The 16,599-nt window shown below is 71.7% G+C and carries 13 protein-coding genes and 2 pseudogenes; 9 read left to right on the forward strand and 6 right to left on the reverse strand.

The features are described 5' to 3' along the window. Positions 1-175 precede the first annotated feature (175 nt). The gene (locus ABZT06_RS33680; RefSeq protein ID WP_355749639.1) at positions 176-652 is read left to right on the forward strand and encodes an Lrp/AsnC family transcriptional regulator; all 477 of its coding nucleotides are present in this window, start codon (positions 176-178) and stop codon (positions 650-652) included. Positions 653-899: 247 nt separating this feature from the next. On the opposite strand, the pseudogene ABZT06_RS33685 reads toward ABZT06_RS33680, so the two are convergent. The 3 genes and pseudogenes from ABZT06_RS33685 to ABZT06_RS33695 form a co-directional block, all read right to left on the reverse strand. Next, positions 900-983, reverse strand: a pseudogene (locus ABZT06_RS33685) (HAD family phosphatase); the annotation flags it as partial. Positions 984-1,184: 201 nt separating this feature from the next. Further along, positions 1,185-2,600 carry an FAD-binding oxidoreductase gene (locus ABZT06_RS33690; RefSeq protein WP_355749642.1) on the reverse strand — a complete coding sequence of 472 codons (1,416 nt, stop codon included), beginning with the start codon at positions 2,598-2,600 and terminating at the stop codon, positions 1,185-1,187. A gap of 99 nt (positions 2,601-2,699) precedes the next feature. After that, positions 2,700-5,375, reverse strand: coding sequence for an AAA family ATPase (locus tag ABZT06_RS33695; RefSeq protein ID WP_355749645.1), 2,676 nt, complete (start codon positions 5,373-5,375; stop codon positions 2,700-2,702). Positions 5,376-5,594: 219 nt separating this feature from the next. Here ABZT06_RS33695 and ABZT06_RS33700 point away from each other — a divergent pair. Then, a pseudogene (locus ABZT06_RS33700) lies at positions 5,595-6,194 on the forward strand (glycosylase); the annotation flags it as partial. Between the two features lie 31 nt (positions 6,195-6,225). Here the strand turns inward: ABZT06_RS33700 and ABZT06_RS33705 are convergent. Continuing rightward, positions 6,226-6,723: an FBP domain-containing protein gene (locus tag ABZT06_RS33705; protein WP_355749648.1), complete on the reverse strand. Its 498-nt coding sequence runs from the start codon at positions 6,721-6,723 to the stop codon at positions 6,226-6,228. Positions 6,724-6,793: 70 nt separating this feature from the next. On the opposite strand from ABZT06_RS33705, the gene ABZT06_RS33710 reads away from it, so the two are divergent. Continuing rightward, positions 6,794-7,378 (forward strand): TetR/AcrR family transcriptional regulator, encoded by a 585-nt coding sequence (locus ABZT06_RS33710; protein WP_355749651.1) that lies wholly within the window; start codon positions 6,794-6,796, stop codon positions 7,376-7,378. 5 nt (positions 7,379-7,383) lie between these two features. After that, positions 7,384-8,571, forward strand: coding sequence for a GDSL-type esterase/lipase family protein (locus ABZT06_RS33715; protein WP_355749654.1), 1,188 nt, complete (start codon positions 7,384-7,386; stop codon positions 8,569-8,571). A 71-nt stretch (positions 8,572-8,642) separates the two neighbouring features. Here the strand turns inward: ABZT06_RS33715 and ABZT06_RS33720 are convergent, their stop codons facing one another. After that, complete coding sequence (locus ABZT06_RS33720) at positions 8,643-9,449, reverse strand: LysR substrate-binding domain-containing protein (protein ID WP_355749657.1); 807 nt, start codon at positions 9,447-9,449, stop codon at positions 8,643-8,645. Positions 9,450-9,507: 58 nt separating this feature from the next. Between ABZT06_RS33720 and ABZT06_RS33725 the strand changes: the two genes are divergently transcribed. After that, positions 9,508-9,891: a DUF5997 family protein gene (locus ABZT06_RS33725; protein WP_355749660.1), complete on the forward strand. Its 384-nt coding sequence runs from the start codon at positions 9,508-9,510 to the stop codon at positions 9,889-9,891. 75 nt (positions 9,892-9,966) lie between these two features. Beyond that, complete coding sequence (locus ABZT06_RS33730) at positions 9,967-12,138, forward strand: hypothetical protein (RefSeq protein WP_355749663.1); 2,172 nt, start codon at positions 9,967-9,969, stop codon at positions 12,136-12,138. A gap of 231 nt (positions 12,139-12,369) precedes the next feature. Here the strand turns inward: ABZT06_RS33730 and ABZT06_RS33735 are convergent, their stop codons facing one another. Further along, the gene (locus ABZT06_RS33735; protein ID WP_355749666.1) at positions 12,370-13,236 is read right to left on the reverse strand and encodes a fructosamine kinase family protein; all 867 of its coding nucleotides are present in this window, start codon (positions 13,234-13,236) and stop codon (positions 12,370-12,372) included. A gap of 170 nt (positions 13,237-13,406) precedes the next feature. Between ABZT06_RS33735 and ABZT06_RS33740 the strand changes: the two genes are divergently transcribed. The 3 genes from ABZT06_RS33740 to ABZT06_RS33750 are packed head-to-tail and all read left to right on the forward strand — an operon-like array spanning position 13,407 to position 16,584. Then, the gene (locus ABZT06_RS33740) at positions 13,407-14,741 is read left to right on the forward strand and encodes a sugar ABC transporter substrate-binding protein (RefSeq protein WP_355749669.1); all 1,335 of its coding nucleotides are present in this window, start codon (positions 13,407-13,409) and stop codon (positions 14,739-14,741) included. Then, entirely contained in the window at positions 14,738-15,643 is a 906-nt protein-coding gene (locus ABZT06_RS33745) for a sugar ABC transporter permease (RefSeq protein ID WP_355749672.1), read from the forward strand. Before ABZT06_RS33740 ends, ABZT06_RS33745 begins: the two co-directional genes overlap by 4 nt. After that, on the forward strand, positions 15,640-16,584 hold the full coding sequence (locus tag ABZT06_RS33750) for a carbohydrate ABC transporter permease (protein WP_355749675.1): 945 nt from the start codon (positions 15,640-15,642) through the stop codon (positions 16,582-16,584). Before ABZT06_RS33745 ends, ABZT06_RS33750 begins: the two co-directional genes overlap by 4 nt. Positions 16,585-16,599 lie beyond the last annotated feature (15 nt).

Here is a 16,599-nt window from a genome sequence, read left to right on the forward strand (position 1 = left end):
CGGCATGGAAAAGGCGCCGCGGGGTCCGCAGCGCCATCGACGGGCTCATTGCAGCATCCATACTGCTCTCGGCTCAAGCCAGGCCGGATACGCTGGGCCATTGGTACAGCAGAGGCGGTTCTGGAGCGTCCACCGGCGAGCCAAAGGACCATGCACGACGAGGAGGCCGTACGTCATGGCCGTGGACGAGCTCGACACCCGGATCCTGCGGCTGCTGCTGGAGCAGCCGCGCACCAGCGTGCGGGAGTACGCGCGGATCCTCGGGGTCGCGCGGGGCACCTTGCAGGCGCGGCTCGACCGGCTGGAGCGGGACGGTGTGATCACCGGTACGGGACCCTCGCTGTCGCCCGCCGCGCTCGGTCATCCGGTGCTGGCATTCGTGCACATCGAGGTGACCCAGGGGCGGCTCGACGACGTGGGGGACGCGCTGGCCGCCGTGCCGGAGATCGTCGAGGCCTTCTCGATCGCGGGTGGCGGTGATCTGCTGACGCGGGTCGTGGCGCGGGACAACGCGCACCTGGAGGACGTGATCCAGAAGGTGATCAGCCTGCCGGGAGTGGTGCGGACGCGCACCGAGGTGGCGCTGCGGGAGCGGGTCCCCCACCGGTTGCTGCCGCTGGTGGAGTCGGTCGGGCGCGCTGCCCGGAGTTGACCCTCGCCGAGCACGGCGTCCCGGACTTCACCTGGACCGTCCACGAGCGGTACGTCGGGATCAGCACGCGGGAGACGGTCACGCGGTGGAAGTCGCTTCACGGTCTGCGGGCCTCCCTGCCGGAGCTGGCCGTGGCCTCGGGATCCTCGCCGGGGATCTTCTCCGGAGGCCACCGACGCGATCCTGGCCGGGACGGGCCTCGACACGTATCTCCGTACGACCGTCTCGGCCGACGAGGTCGTCCACGGCCCGGCGCGGCGTCCTCCAGGACCACGCAGCCGGCCGGCTCGGCGCCGAGCCGGCGGGCTGCCTCGAGGAAGACGTCCGGCGCGGTCGCCGCCGCGCACGCCGCCGGAATGCGCCGCATTGCGGTCCCCTACGTCGCGGCGCAGGCCGGCGCCCCGGAGTTCGCCCGCGCCGGTCTCCTCCTGAGAGGAGGCCAGGAGGAGTTCACGGCACGGGCGGCTCACGACTGGCCGGCGCGGAACCGGAGGTGACGGGGCGGCGCCCGCCCCCGGCCGTGCGATCCGTCCTACGGCCGCGCCCCGTGCGACGGCTTCGGTGCCGGCTGGATGTTCTGGTTCAGGCGGAACACGTTGTCCGGATCCCGGTCGGCCTTGACACGGGCGAGACGGTCGTAGTTGCCGCGGTAGCTGGCGCGGACGCGTTCCTGGCCCTCGTCCATCATCATGTTGACGTAGGCGCCGCCGGCCGAGTACGGGTGCAGGGCGTCGAAGTAGTCGACGGTCCACCGCTTGACCAGCTCGGCGTTGGCCGGGTCCGGGTCGACACCGGCGAAGACGGAGGCCCAGTTGGCGTGGCGGTAGGCCCAGGGGGTCTCGTCCTGGCCCACGTCGTGGGCGGCGCCGTCGATCGGGTAGAGGTGCATGGTCGACTGGACGGTCGGTACCTCGGCGCCGAACTTGGCGTGGAGCTGGACCGCCTCGTCCGGGATGGACTCGACGAAGTCGGCCCGCCAGTACCACTGGTGGCCGGGCGGGTAGAGCCCGTCGAACATGGCCTGCAGATCGGGGTGCTGCATCACCATGGGGGCGTGCAGCAGCGGCGCGGGCAGGGCGTCGAGCAGCGGGGCCATCTCGCGGGCGGCGGCCTCGGTGTCGTCGCCGGTCCAGCACCAGACGACGCCGGCCGTCTTGCGGAGCTGGATCTCCTCGGGGAACGGCGGGGCCGGCGGGACGGTGCCGTGCAGGAAGAAGCCACTCAGTTCGCGGGGGGCGTTCAGGATGAACTCCCGGTAGGCGGCGAGGACTTCGGCGCTGTCCTCGACGGGCCAGAAGGTCGGTCCGGCGATCACCGTACTGATCTCGTGCAGCCGGAAGACGAACGAGGTGACGACGCCGAAGTTGCCGCCGCCGCCGCGGATCGCCCAGAACAGGTCGCTGTTCTCGTCGGCGCTCGCCCGCACCCGGCGCCCGTCGGCGAGGACGACGTCGGCCTCCAGCAGGTTGTCGATGGTCAGCCCGCACCTGCGGGTGAGGTGGCCGAGCCCGCCGCCGGTGGCGATGCCGCCGACTCCGGTCGTGGAGACGATGCCGCTGGGGGTGGCGAGGCCGTGCGCGTTGGTGGCGCGGTCCACCTCGCCCCAGACGCAGCCGCCGCCGACCCGGACGGTGCGGGCCACCGGATCCACCTGGATGTCCTTCAGCGGTGACAGGTCGGCGACCACTCCCCCGTCGACCGTGCCGAGACCGGCGCCGTGGTGCCCGCCGCCCCGCACGGCGAGCCGCAGGCCGTGGGAGCGGGCGAAGCCGATCACGCGGGCCACCGCGTCCGCGTCGCCGCAGCGGGCGACGAGGGCGGGGTGCCGGTCGATCATCGCGTTGTAGACGGTACGGGCCTCCTGGTAGCCGGCGTCGTCGGGGCCGATCAACTCACCTGTGAACCCGGTCAGTTCACGACGTGCGGCCTGGTCGGGTGCGCTGGACATGGGGACCCCCGTTTCCGAATCGGGTTAATTCGCCCATTCTACTCGCGCGTAACCCATCGGACATCCGTGACCGTCACCCAGCTCGGCGCCCCGGGATACCTAGGCCGGGGAGCCGCCGGACAGCAGCCCGAGCTCGGCCGCGCGTACGACGGCCTGGCGGCGGCCCGGTGCGCCGAGTTTGTCGAGCACCGCCCGCACGTGGTTGTCGACCGTGCGGACCGACACGACGAGCCGGGCGGCGATCTCCGCGTTGGTGAGCCCCTCGGCGAGCAGCCGTATGACCTGGAGCTGGCGCTCGGTGAGGCCCGCGGGGTTTTCCCGGGTCGCGGCGAGGGGGCCACGGGGGATGTGGCGCACACCGAGCCGTCGTAGCTCGGCGCGCAGCATCCGGGCCGCCGGTTCGGCGCCCAGGGCGTCGAAGGCGGCCAGTGCCTCCAGCTTGCGGGCGGGATCCGGGCTCTCTGCGAGCGCGGCGGCGTGTTCATAGGGACAGCCCGCCGCCTGCCAGCGGGCGGCGGCCCGGTGCCACTGCCCGCGCGCCTGCAACGCGTAGGGATGGCCGGAGTCGTCCGGTGGGACCGGGTGGCCCGCTTTGCTGAGCCAGTAGCCGAGTTCGGCCCGGTAGGGAGCACCGGGCAGCCGGCTCGCCTGGGCATGGACGGGCGCGGCCGCCTCGATCAGCCCTTTCGTGTCCCCGCGCAGCCAGGCCGACTCCGCCCGTGCCACCGCCACCGGCCCGGTGCGTTGCAGTTCCTTGGTCCCTACGGCGATCTCCCAGGCCTCAGTGAGGAGTTCGTCGGCGCCGGGACGGCCGCAGCGGATGCGCACCCGGGCGAGCACGGTCAGGGCGGGGCAGCGGGCCGGGACGAAGTCGTGCATGCCGTACTCGGCGTGCTTCTCGGCGTCTCCCCAGTCGGCGGCGGCGAGCCTGCGCATGGCGAGTTCGACGTGGAGGTAGTTGAGAAAGCCCAAGTGCTCGGCGCGGTCGGCGAGTTCCATCGCCGGGGGCAGGAACGCATCGGCCTCGTCGTACTGGAGGTTGTCGAGCAGGGTCCAGATGATGTTGGCGTAGGAGCGGCAGGCGTGCTCGACCTCGCCGGCGGTGAGCGCTACGTCGAGGCTCTCCTCCAGCTGCTCACGGCCGCCAGGATCTCCGGAGCGCCAGCGGGCGGTGCCGACGTTGTTCAGGGCGTGCGCGAGGATCGCGGGGTCGTCGGCCTTGCGGGCCAGGGCAATGGCGCGCTCGCCGTGTTCGACGGCCTCGGCATACCGCTCGGACAGCATGCGCAGCTGGGCGGTGTTGCTGACGGCGAGCGCCAACAGCCGGTCGTCGCCCGCGTGTTCAAGAACCGTCACCGCCTCCCGGGCGGCCTCCTGGGCCTGGTCGGCGTTGCCGGCCCACCAGTGGATGCGGGACAGCCAGCGCAGGTCGGCACCGAGGGCGAGGGTGTCGCCGAGCGCGCGGCGCAGGGCGACCGCCTCACGCTGGGCGGCCACGGCGGCGGCCGAGTCGGCGATGGTGTAGCTCTCGACGGCGTAGCGTTCGAGCAGGTCGGCGAGTTCGGCGGGGGCGTAGCGGTGCCGTTCGCGCAGGACGAGCCGGAGCTGGGCGGCGGCCTCGCGGTGGGCGCCGGCGGAGGAGGCGTCCTTGGCCGCGTCGGGGCCGTAGCGGGCGATGGCGTCCTGGTCGCCGGCCTGGGCCGCGTGGTGGACGACACGGGCGGCGTCGGATCCGGGGCGGGCGACGAGCGCGGCGAGGACGGCCCGGTCGAGGCCGATACGGCGGGCGGCGGGCAGGGAGTCGGCCACGGCCCGGCGGATCAACTCGTGCCGGAACGCCACCCGTTCCGGGGTGACGGTGAGCAGACCGCGCTGCTCGGCGGCGGCCAGCACGGACACCCCGTCGGTGAGCGGGCGGCGCCGGTCCGCCGCGGGGGCGGCCACCTCGGCAGCGAGCGGGCCACCATGCTCCGGCGCCGCCAGGACCCCGCCCGTGAGCAGGGCGTCGACCAGTGGGCGTTCGACGGCAGAGGGAACGACGGCCAACTGCTCCAGCGCGTCGACGGTGGCGCCGGGCAGCCCCCGCAGCCGGGCGAGCACGGCGTCGACGACGGTCGGGGGCACCTCTCCGGTGCCCCCGGCGGCGACGATCTCGGAGACGAAGAAGGGGTTGCCGTTCGTGACCGCGTACACCTGGGCGGGGTCGACCCGGCCCGCGCTGAGGGTGCGTACGGCGTCCAGGGACAGGCGGGCCAGGGGCAGCCGGTGCACCCGGGGCGCCCGGGACACCTGGCCCAGCAGGTGCCGCAGGGGATGCTCACGGCTCAACTCGTCGTCACGGTAGGTCAGCACGAGCAGGGCGGGCAGGCGTTCCGTCCGCCGGACCAGGAAGCGCAGGGCGTCCAGGGATGCCTCGTCGGCCCAGTGGACGTCCTCGACGACGAGTACCGCTCCGCGTAGTTCTTCCAGCAGTGCCTCGTGGACGCGATGGCGGTCGCCGCCCTCCGCCACGGCACCGGCGAGTTCGCCGCCGACGCTGCCGATCAGGTCGCGGAAGGGACCGAGGGGCCTGCGGGTGGCGAGGTCGTCGCACTCGCCGACGAGGATGCGGGTGCCGTCCGGGAGGTGGTCCGGAAGGGCCCTCACCAGGCTCGACTTGCCGATACCGGCCTCTCCGAAGACGAGCACCACGGATCCGGCCCCGTCCGCCGCCTCCCGCGCGGCCGAGGCCAGTCGCGCCAACTCGGGCTCACGCTCGAGGATCCCCCGATCCACGGGCCCGATTCTGCCACCGGGGACACCGGACAGTGCCCTTCAGGGCGGAGGGTCCCCGAGACCGCTGACCGGAACTGACCGCTCCAGACCCGTTGACCCTCACCCTCCCCCTCTCTATCGTCTGGTCGGTCACTCGCACATCGTTCGAAATATCGACGAAACGTCCCGGCGTGAGCGACCAGTGGAGGGGCACCCCATGGCACCGCCCCTCTCCAGACGATCACTCCTTCAGGTCGACGCAGCTTCGGAGGCACCCCGGTCGCCGGGTCGTACTTCACGGTGGCGCGCACCTGGAAGGCGGGGGACGTCGTCCGCGTCACCGTGCCGTTCCGGCTGCGCGTCGAGAAGGCCCTGGACGATCCGACCCTGCAGACCCTGTTCTACGGCCCGGTCAACCTGGTCGCCCGCACCTCGGCCACCAGCTACCGGCAGTTCGGGCTCTACGCCAATGCGGCCCTGTCCGGCGATCTCCTGCCGACGCTGACCCCCGTGAGCGGCAAGCCCCTCCACTTCACTTTGAGCGGCTCCGAGTTCGCCCCTTTCCACGAGGGGACCGAGGATCCGACCCACGCCTACTTCCGGCGCTCGGAGCCCAGGGTCGTCTTCGGCACACGCGACTCCGGTGTGGCCAACCCGGTGAAGCCCGACGGCACTTCACTGCTCGACGAGATCTGGGCGGGGGCGCCCTTCGCCACCAAGGACGCGCTCGTCGCCCGGGTGCGGTCGACGGTGGACTCCTGGGTGGCGGCCGGGCTGCTCACCCGGGCGAACGGCCGGACAGTGGTGAACACGGCGCAGCAGGCGACCTACGTCTCCTGATCTTCCCGAACACCCCGAGGGTGCGGGCGCCTCACACGGCGCCCGTCACCTTGGCGACGAAGGCGGCGAGGTTGGTCACCGTCCGCCGGATCTTCTCGTCCAGGGTGAGCGTCTCGTGCAGCCGCGCACCGGCGCCGGCGTCCCTCTTCCCGCGCACGTACAGCGAGCAGGCCAGGTCGTCGCACATGTACGCCCCGACCGAGTTGCCCTGCTGCCCCGCCCTGCCCGCCCTCGGGGCGACCATCAGGGAGACGCCGCCGGAGTGGGTGGTCAGGCACATGGAGCACATGCTGCGCCTCGCCTGACCGGAGCCGGCGGCCGAACCGCGCAGCGCGAGGGCCGTCGGACGGCCGTCCAGGACGGTCACCAGGTAGGCACGGTCGGGGGCCTGCGGATCGCGCCAGCCGAGGAAGTCCAGGTCCTCCCACGGCCGGTCGGCCAGGTCACGCGGCACGGACAGCCGCTTCGCCGCACCCTTGGTGCAGTTCACGAAGGCGGCACGGATCTCCTGCTCGGTCAACGCTTCCATAACTCCACGCTAGTTTGCCTAAAAGCTTTAGGCAAACGCATAATCGAATCTGGCAAACGAGAGGGCAGTCATGGCACGGGTAGGGCTGACCACGGATCGGCTGGTCCGGGCGGGCGCGGAGCTGGCCGACGAGGTGGGCTTCGAGCAGGTGACCGTCTCGGAGCTGGCCCGGCGGTTCGACGTCAAGGTCGCAAGCCTGTACTCGCACGTCAAGAACTCCCAGGACCTCAAGACCCGGATCGCCCTGTTCGCCCTGGAGGAGCTCGCCGACCTCTCCGCCGACGCGGTGGCCGGGCGGGCCGGCAAGGACGCCCTGACCGCCTTCGCGAACGTCTACCGCGACTACGCCCACGCCCACCCGGGCCGTGCCGCGGCCGCCCGGCTGAGGCTCGACCCCGAGACCGCGGCCGCCAGCGCGGGCGTACGGCAGGCACAGATGATGCGAGCCATCCTGCGCGGCTACGACCTGCCCGAACCCGATCAGACCCACGCCGTACGGCTGTTGGGCAGCACCTTCCACGGCTACGCGAGCCTGGAGGGGGCAGGCGGGTTCAGCCACAGCTCCCCCGGCTCCGAGGAGTCCTGGACGCGGATCCTGGACGCCCTCGACACGCTGTTGCGCAACTGGCCCACCCCTGACCGACCGACAGGCTGAGGAAGATGCACGACTGGATCACCACCCCCGTCACCGCCGAGCTGCTGCGCGGCGCCCTCGACGTGGAACACACCGAGCGCGGGGTCCTGCCGCACCGGTTGCCCGCCCGGGCCCGCGCCCAGACCACCGACGACCAGCTGGCCATGGCCGAGTCCCAGCCCTCCGGAGTACGTCTGGTCTTCCGCACCAGAGCCACCGCGCTGGAGCTGGACACCCTGCCGACCAAGCGGGCCTACGTCGGTGCGCCGCCCCGGCCCGACGGGATGTACGACCTGGTCGTCGACGGCCGACCTGCCGGGCAGGGCATCGTCCGCGACGGCAACGTCATCACCGTCGACATGACCGAGGGGACGTCCGAGGTCCGGCCCGGACGGCCCGGCACCGTCCGGTTCGACGGGCTGTCCGGCGAGGTCAAGGACGTCGAGATCTGGCTGCCGCACAACGAGACCACCGAGCTGATCGCCCTGCGCACCGACGCGCCCGTCGAGCCCGCGCCCCGCGGTGACCGCCGGGTGTGGCTGCACCACGGCAGCTCGATCAGCCACGGTTCCGACGCGGCGAGCCCCACGGCCATCTGGCCCGCGGTCGCCGCGAGGCTGGGCGGCGTGGAACTGGTCAACCTGGGCCTGGCCGGGAGCGCGCTCCTCGACCCGTTCACCGCGCGGGCGGTGCGGGACACTCCCGCCGACCTGATCAGCCTCAAGATCGGGATCAACATCGTCAATCACGACCTGATGCGGCTGCGCGCCTTCGGCCCCGCGGTCCACGGCTTCCTCGACACGATCCGCGAGGGCCGGCCGGACACGCCCCTGCTGGTCGTCTCGCCCATCCTGTGCCCGATGCACGAGGACACCCCGGGTCCCTGCTTCCCGGACTTCGGCGAGATCGGCGAGGGCCGGCTGCGGTTCAGGACCCTGGGCGACCCCGCGGAACGCGCGAGCGGGAAGCTGACCCTTCAGGTGATCCGCGAGGAACTGGCCCGGATCGTGAAGCAGCGGGCCGCCGAGGATCCGAACCTGCACTACCTCGACGGGCGCGAGCTGTACGGCGGGGACGACGCGGCGGAGCTGCCGCTGCCCGACAACCTGCACCCGGACGCGGCGACGCACCGGCGGATGGGGGAACGGTTCGCGGGAGTGGCCTTCGGGGCCGACGGGGTGTTCGCCGACGACTCGGGCGGCACCGGCGACTGAGGTGGCGCGCCGCGCGTTCTGAGGCGGGCCGGACGTACGGGGCGACGGCCGGTCGCCGGATCGCGGAGGCGCTACCCCCTGCGCTTGGGCTTGCCCCGCCGGGCGCCCGCACCCTTGGAACCGCCGGACCGGCCGGACCCACCGGACCCGCCGCGGGCGCCCTTGGCCGCGCCGGAAGACCCCCGCGCCGCGCCGCCCTTCCCGGCGCCCTGCGGCTTGCGTCCGCCGGCCTTTTCGGGCCGCTGCTTGCGCTCCGGCTCCGGTTGGGTGCGGCCTCGCGAGCTGTTGACCGTCCGGCCCCGGACGATGCCGATGAAGTCCTCGACCCTGTCCGTCGTCGCGTCCTCCCGCCAGGACAGGGCGATCTCGGACTGCGGGGCGTCGGTGAGCGGCCGGTAGGTGAGGTCGCGGCGGTGGTGGAGACGGGCGAGGGACTGGGGGACGACGAGGACGCCGATGTTCGCCGCCACGAGCTCGATCGCGTCCGCCGTCGTGGCCGGCCGTTCGAAGGCCGGTTCACCGGGCGGCTGCTCCCAGCCGATGACATCGTCGAGGGGGTGGAGGACGACCTCGTCGGCCAGGTCCTCCAGGGTGACCTCCTCGACCGCCGTCACCACGTGGTCCTTGGGGACCACGACCACCGTCGTCTCGGCGTAGAGGGGGATCGCGCTGAAGACCGTACGGTCGACGGGCAGTCGTACGAACCCGGCGTCCGCGGACCCGTCGCGCAACACGTCGGAGGCCTCGGCGACGCTCACCTGGAGGAGCTCCAGGGGGATGTCGGGGCGGCGCTCGTTCCAGATCCGCACCCACTTGGCGGGCGTTACTCCGGGGACGTACGCGAGCCGGAAGGAGGGGGGTTCTGGCGAGTCTGTCACGCGGCAAGGTTACCCACTGTGGTCGGAGGTCTCGCGCGCGGCCGATACCCTGGACTCCATGACGTCGCACCAGAGCACCCAGACGATGAAGCCCGCCACCGCGGCGAAGAAGCTGGGTGTGTACCTCCCTGCCACCCCCGCCGAGTTCCAGGAGGGTGTCGTCTCGCGCGCCGAGTTCAACGAACTCCAGGCGAACCCGCCCCAGTGGTTGCAGGACCTGCGACGCAACGGCCCGCACCCCCGCCCGGTCGTCGCGGCGCGGCTCGGTGTGTCCATCGCCGGTCTCGCGCGCGGCGGAGTCACCGAGGCGCTCACCACCGAGCAGATCGACGCGCTGCGGGAGGACAGTCCCGAGTGGCTGGAGAAGGAGCGCGCCACGCAGGCGGAGGTCCGCAAGGAGGCGGCGCGCATCAAGGAGAAGAAGCAGGGCGAGGAGTCCTGACCCGGGGGCCCGCGGAAGCCCGCGGCCCCGAAAACCCCGGTGCGCCGGGTCGAACACCTCTGCGACCATGCCGGCATGGTCCACCGTCTCGAATCCCTGGTCATTCGGCATGCCCTCCGGCTGCCCGCTCCGGCGGGCCCCGCCGGTGCGGGTGATGTCGCGGCGCGGCAGTTCGACGCCGCGCTGATGTCCGTCGGCTTCAAGCTCTCGGCCGACGCGCTGAGGACGTTGTCGGGGCTGTCCGGGAGCACGGTCGTCGACACCGCCGGGCCCACGCTCGCCACGGTCCGTGAGCTGGCCGGCGACCATGTGCGGCACAACGTCTACTTCAAGGACTTCCCGGCCAACGTCCCGGACACCTTCGAGTTCTGGATGCGCTGCGTGCGTGAGGCCCTGGAGGACGGCAAGGCCCGTCCCGGTGTCCTGGCCCAGCTGCGCAGCGGCGTGGTCAACCTGCTCACGCTGCCGTCGTACGGCACCTACCGGCACACGTACGAGGAGATGCTCGCCGCGCACGACGAGCTGACGGCCGCGGTGGGCGACCGGCTGACCGTTCTGCACCTGGGTGGCCCCCTGGACGACGAGGTCACCGCCCTGTACCTGGCCCTGGCCGGCAGCACCACGCCGCTCGGCGAGGAGCACCTGGCCGATCTCAAGGTCCTCGCCGGGCACTGCGCGGACGGCCCCCAGCCGGAGACGATCCCGGTGCGGGAGAACCGTGCCGTCGTCAACGAGGCCCGGCTGAAGGCGGGTTCAAGCCTGCTCCTCGACACCGTCACCGATGTACTGCGGCTGGCCTGCGCGTTGTCGGCCGGGGACGTGTCCCTGCAGGAGCCGACCCGGTTCCGTGCGCTGTCGCGGCCGGTCCGCCGGGCGCTGCTCGCGGGGCTCGACTCGGTCGTGGCGGCGGCCCCGGCCAAGGTGGCCGACGTGCTCCCGCACCGCGAGGCCTTCAAGCGGCTCGGCGAGCGGCTCCACCCGCACGAGTACCCGCAGTGGCCGCATGCCGCCGACGTGTTCGCGGTGGCGCGGGGCGAGAGGAAGGCTCACACCTTCGACGGCCGGGTGGAGGCGCTGCTGGCGGCGGACGACGTCACGGGGGCCACGGAACTGCTCAGGTCCGCGCCCGGCAGGCTCTTCCGCGCGCTGGACCGGCTGCTGCGCACGGCGCGCACGCAGGAGGAGCGGGACGCCGTGGTCGTTGCCGTCGAGGAGGTCGCCCCGGAGGTCTCCGGGCGGGTCGTGCTGTCCGTGCGTGAGTACCTGCACAACCGGGGCGCGGAGACGGGCCGCAAGCGGGTGTTCATCAACCGGGCCGGCCGGGCACATGTCGCCGACGACACGCGTACGGCCGTACCGGAGGCGGACCGGGGGCGCCTGATCGCCGCGCTCGACGCGGAGATGGGACGTCGACTCCCGTCGCCGGAGCGGCTGTTGGTCGACCCCGACATGCTCGACGTGGCGCTTCCGCTCAGCGGGCGGGCGACCGCGGCCGGGCTCGGTGTGCTGCCGCGTGGTTCCGTGTCGCCGGTCGACGGGGAGCTGCTGCGGTTCTTCGTGTACTGGAAGCAGGCACAGCGGGTCACCGACTACGACCTGGCGGCACTGCTCCTTGACGCGGAGTACGAGACGGTGTCGTGGCTGTCGTACACCAATCTGCGCGAGGTGGAGGGCGAGCACTCGGGTGACATCACCAACGCCCCCGACGGGGCTTCGGAGTTCATCAATCTGCGGCTCGGGGCGGTGCGGGGCACGTACGTCGTGCCGCAGGTCAACATCTACTCCGGGGAGGGGTTCGAGGAGGCCGAGGAGTCGTTCTTCGGGTTCATGCTGCGCGAGGGCGAGCAGCGGGGGCGGCCCTTCGAGGCGCGGACCGTGCGGATGAAGTCGGAGTTGCGCGGTCCGGGCCGGGTGGCGCTGCCGCTGGCGTTCCGGCGTGCCGAGGACGGGAGTTGGCAGGCCAAGTGGCTGCACCTGTACCTGAAGGGGCAGCCGGCGTACAACCGCGTCGAGGGCAACCAGGTGTCGGTGGCGACGCTGTTGCGCGCCATCGTCGAGCGCGAGCAGCTCACGGTCGGGTATCTGACCGAGCTGATGGCGAACGGCGGCGCGGAGGTGGCGACTTGGGGCGCCGAGTCGGTGCCGGACGGGCCCGTGACCTACATCGGTCTGGAGCGTCCCGAGGGGCTGCACCCGGACTCGGTGGTCATCACCCCGGAAAATCTGCGCGACCTGATCCCCGAGTGACTGCTAGCGTGACGCGTGGCGAGGCCATGGAAGGGCTTCCTTCTCCACGCGATGAGCCCCCATGGGGCTTTGATTTCAGCTCTTCCGCTTTCCTCGCCGTCGACGTGGCACATGCAACGAGGCCATGAAGGGGCTTCCTTCTACCGGTTCACAACCGGCTTTCCTAGAGCTCAGCCCCTTCGCTCTCCTCGTCGCCGGCGTCACGCGCCCAGGCGGCCCGGACCGGTGTCCTCACCGTTCCAGGGCCGCCTTCGCCGTACTGAGCGCCTGTTCCGCGTACCCCCGCCCGAACAGCACGGCGTGCACCAGGAGCGGGAACATCTGGTGCAGGCCGATGCGGTCGGCCCAGCCGTCGGCGAGCGGTGCCGCGCCCTGGTAGCCGCGCAGCACCTCGTCCAGGTGCGGACAGCCGAAGAGGTGGAGCATCGCGAGGTCGGTCTCGCGGTGACCGCCGTGCGCGGCCGGGTCGATCAGCCAGGCGTGGCCGTCGGCGCCCCACAGCACGTTGCCGTTCCACAGGTCGCCGTGCAGCCGGGCCGGGGGCTCGGCCGGGCCCGCGAGTCCGGGCAGCCGCGCGCAGAGCCGCTCGATCGGCTCGGCCTCCGCGAGCGTGATCGTGCCGTCGTCCACCGCGCGCCGCAGATACGGCAGCACCCGGTGCTCCGCGTACCACTCCGGCCACTCGGCGCCCTCGACGTTCCGCATCGGTGCGCGCCCGATGTATGCCTCCCGGGGACCACCGGGTGGCGCCGACCCGAAGGCGGGCGCCCCGGCGAGGTGCAGCGCGGCCAGCGCCCGGCCCAGATCGAGCGCGGCGTCCCGGCTCGGCCGGCCCCGCGCGATCAGGTCGGTCACCAGCAGCCGGCCGTCCTGGCCGTATACGGTCGGCACCCGGACCGCGCCGGCCCCGGTCAACCAGCGCAGCCCCGCCGCCTCCGCCCGGGCCTCCTCCAGGCTTTCGGCGCGCTTCACCATCACCGCCCGGCCGTCGTCGAGGGTCACCTCGGACAGTGCGCCGGACAGCGGGCGCTCATCCGTCGCCGTACGGCCGGTGAGCCGCGCTGCCGCCGCACCCGGCCCGTCGCCTCCGTCGTACACCAGCGCCTCCCTGATCACTCCGGCTTCGCCCCCAGGGTTCCCCGACGGGCTCGTGCATAGCCTCTGTGAAGACTCCCCGTCATGTCTTGACATACGGATGAAACGATCCGTAGCTTGGCCGATCATTTAGATTCGTGAAGCGGGTTCACGGATATGAACGGAGAGTGTCCATGGGCGATCGCCGACGACGACGCCGCCTGGCCGCGGCGGCCACCGTCGCGGGATTGATGTTCGCAACGGCCGCCTGTGGCTCCGGCTCCGGCAGCGCGGGCAGCAGCGATCCGAACACGCTGGAGGTCTGGACCCGGAGCAACCCGGACTCCGCCGCCACCTACGACCGGGTCTTCGCCGCCTTCACCAAGAAGACCGGCATCAAGATCGACTACCAGCCGGTCATCAACTTCGACCAGCAGCTCCAGAGTCGGGCGTCCACCAAGGACCTCCCGGACGTCATGATCAACGACACGGCTCTGATGGGCAGTTACCAGAGCCAGGGCCTGCTCAAGCCCATCGCCCCCGCCTCGGTCGCGGGCGGCGAGCAGATCACCGCCAAGTCCTGGTCCTCCACGGTGGGCATCGACGGGAAGCACTACGGCATCCCGTACTCCCGTCAGGCCCAGACCCTGATGATCCGCAAGGACTGGCTCAAGAAGCTCGGGCTGAAGGCGCCGACGACGTGGCAGCAGATGCTCTCCGTCGCCAAGGCCTTCGCCACCGAGGACCCGGACGGCGACGGCAAGGCCGACACGTACGGCATCGTCGCGCCGGCCAGCGCCCAGAACGGCTACGCGGCCTGGTGGGGCGCGAGCTTCCTGTGGCAGGGCGGCGCCCAGATCATCAAGTCGGCCGGCGACGGCAAGTACACCCCGGCCATGGACTCGGCGGCCGCGGTGAACGCCGTGACCTGGATGAAGGACAACCTCTTCTGCGGCAAGAAGGGTGTCGTGCAGCCCGGCGCGATCACCGCTGTGACGGGGACGGCCACCAACTTCCAGGACGGCAACGCCGGGATGTACATGACCGGCCCCTACAACATCACCACCTTCGACACCACGCCCGGCAAGGCCACCTACGAGGTCGTCCCCGCCCCCGCGGGCCCGGCCGGCGGTGATGTGCTGGCCGACGGCGAGAACGTCTACCTCGGCGCCAGGACCGGCAAGGACAAGCAGGAGCTGGCGCTGGCGTCGTTCCTGATCTCCGCCGAGGGCCAGAAGATCGCCATGACCAGCGTCGACGGCCACCAGCCCGTCGTCCGCATCCCGGTGAACTCCACCCTGGACGCGGCGAAGGTCCGCAACGACGCCCGCTGGAGCGTCGTACAGAAGGCCTACGAGGACGCCTCCGAGCAGTTCCCGAACGCGCCGGACTTCGCCCCGATCAAGCAGGACACCGCCGACGCGCTGAACTCGATCTTCACGTACTGCGGCGGTGACGTCCGCTCCCAGCTCAAGGAGCTGGACGACACGCTCGCCGGTGACCTCAAGGACCAGGACCTGCTGAAATGACCGCTACCGTTCCCGCCCCGACAGCGCGCGGAGCCCTCAGCAGGAAGGCCGTCGTCCCCTGGCTCTTCCTGGCTCCGGGGCTGCTGCTCGCGCTCGTCTTCAAGTTCTGGCCGATGGCCAAGGGCATCTGGCTCAGCTTCTTCGACGTGCGGCCCTTCCTCGGCGACAAGTGGATCGGCCTCGACAACTACACGAGGGTCCTGACCGACCACCGCTTCCAGGACGCCATCGGGCACACCCTGATCCTCGGCATCGGCCAGGCGGTCGGCGCGATCCTGCTCGGGTTCGCCCTCGCGCTGCTCCTGGAGGGCCAGGCACGCTCGCTGAAGTTCCTCCGTACCGCGGTCTTCCTGCCCGCCGTCACGGCCACCGCGGTCGTCGGCGAGCTGTGGCGGCTGATGTACTACCCGACCTCCGACGGCCTGCTCAACAGCGGACTGCACTTCTTCGGCCTCGGGACCGTCCAGTTCCTCGACAACCCGAACATCGCCCTGTACTCGACGATGGTGATGGGCATCTGGATCTGGGCCCCCTACAACATGGTGATCTTCCTCGCCGGTCTCGCGGGCGTGGACCGCTCGCTGTACGAGGCCGCGGCGATGGACGGTGTCTCGCTGTGGCAGCGGCTGCGGTACGTCACGCTCCCTGCGATCCGCCCGGCGCTCATGATCGTGCTCACGCTCGCCACGATCCGCGGACTGCGCGTCTTCACCGAGGTCTACGTCCTCACCGGCGGCGGCCCCGCCGGGTCCACGGACGTCTGGATGACCCGCGCCTACACCCTGGGCTTCACCCGCAACGACATCGGCGGCGCCTCGGCGGCCTCGGTCGTCCTGCTCTGCGTGACGCTGCTGCTCACCGTCATGGTCAACCACTTCCGCAAGAGGGGAGAAGCGCGATGAGCGCCCCCGCCATCGACTCCGCCCGGCCGGCGGCCCCTGACACCCCGGCCGGGCGGACCACCAAGGACCAGCGGACCACCCCGGCCCGCTTCGACACCGCCCTCGGCTGGGACGACAGGCCCGGTCTCGCCTGGGGCCTGCGGATCCTGCTCTGCGTGATCGCCCTCGCGATCTTCGCGGCCCCGTTCCTCACCATCTTCTCGGGAGCCTTCACCACCCACCCGAGCGGCTCCTCGCTGTCGTTCCTGCCGCACGACACCACGCTGTCCAACTTCAAGGTGGCCGGCGCGCAGGGCATGTGGGACTACCTCGGCAACTCGCTGGTCATAGCGGGCGGCGGGCTGCTGCTCCAGCTCGTCGTGTGCACCCTCGCGGCCTACGCGCTGGCCCGGCACCGGTTCCGCGGACAGGCGTTGATCATGATGCTGTTCATGATGACGCTGATGCTGCCCGAGGAGGTCATCGCAATCCCGTTGTCCCTGGTCCTCGGCGACGTGCCGGTGGTCCACGTGGACCTCAAGGGCACGGTCTGGGGCGTCATCCTGCCGCTGGGCGCCTGGGGCTTCTCGGTGATGATGCTGACCGAGTTCATGCGGGACATCCCCGACGAGATCGAGGAGGCCGCCCGCCTCGACGGTGTCGGCGAACTGCGGATGCTGTGGCAGATCATCCTGCCGCTGTGCAAGCCCGCGCTCGGCGTGGCCGGGGTGCTCGGGTTCATCATGATCTGGGACCAGTACCTGCTGCCCCTGATCGCCGCCAAGGACCCCACCGACTACACGGTCACCGTCGCCCTGGCCACCCTGCGCACCGACCCCGTGGTCGGCTCCGGCGTGGTCCTGGCCGGCGCGGTCATCGCCCTGATCCCGAGCCTGATCGTCTACCTGCTCCTCCAGCGCTCCCTGGTCACCGGCATCGCCGCCGGCGCCACGAAGGGCTGACCCCGACCCCCCACG

The sequence above is a fragment of the Streptomyces sp. NPDC005483 genome (assembly GCF_040606035.1).
Classification (GTDB): Bacteria; Actinomycetota; Actinomycetes; order Streptomycetales; family Streptomycetaceae; genus Streptomyces.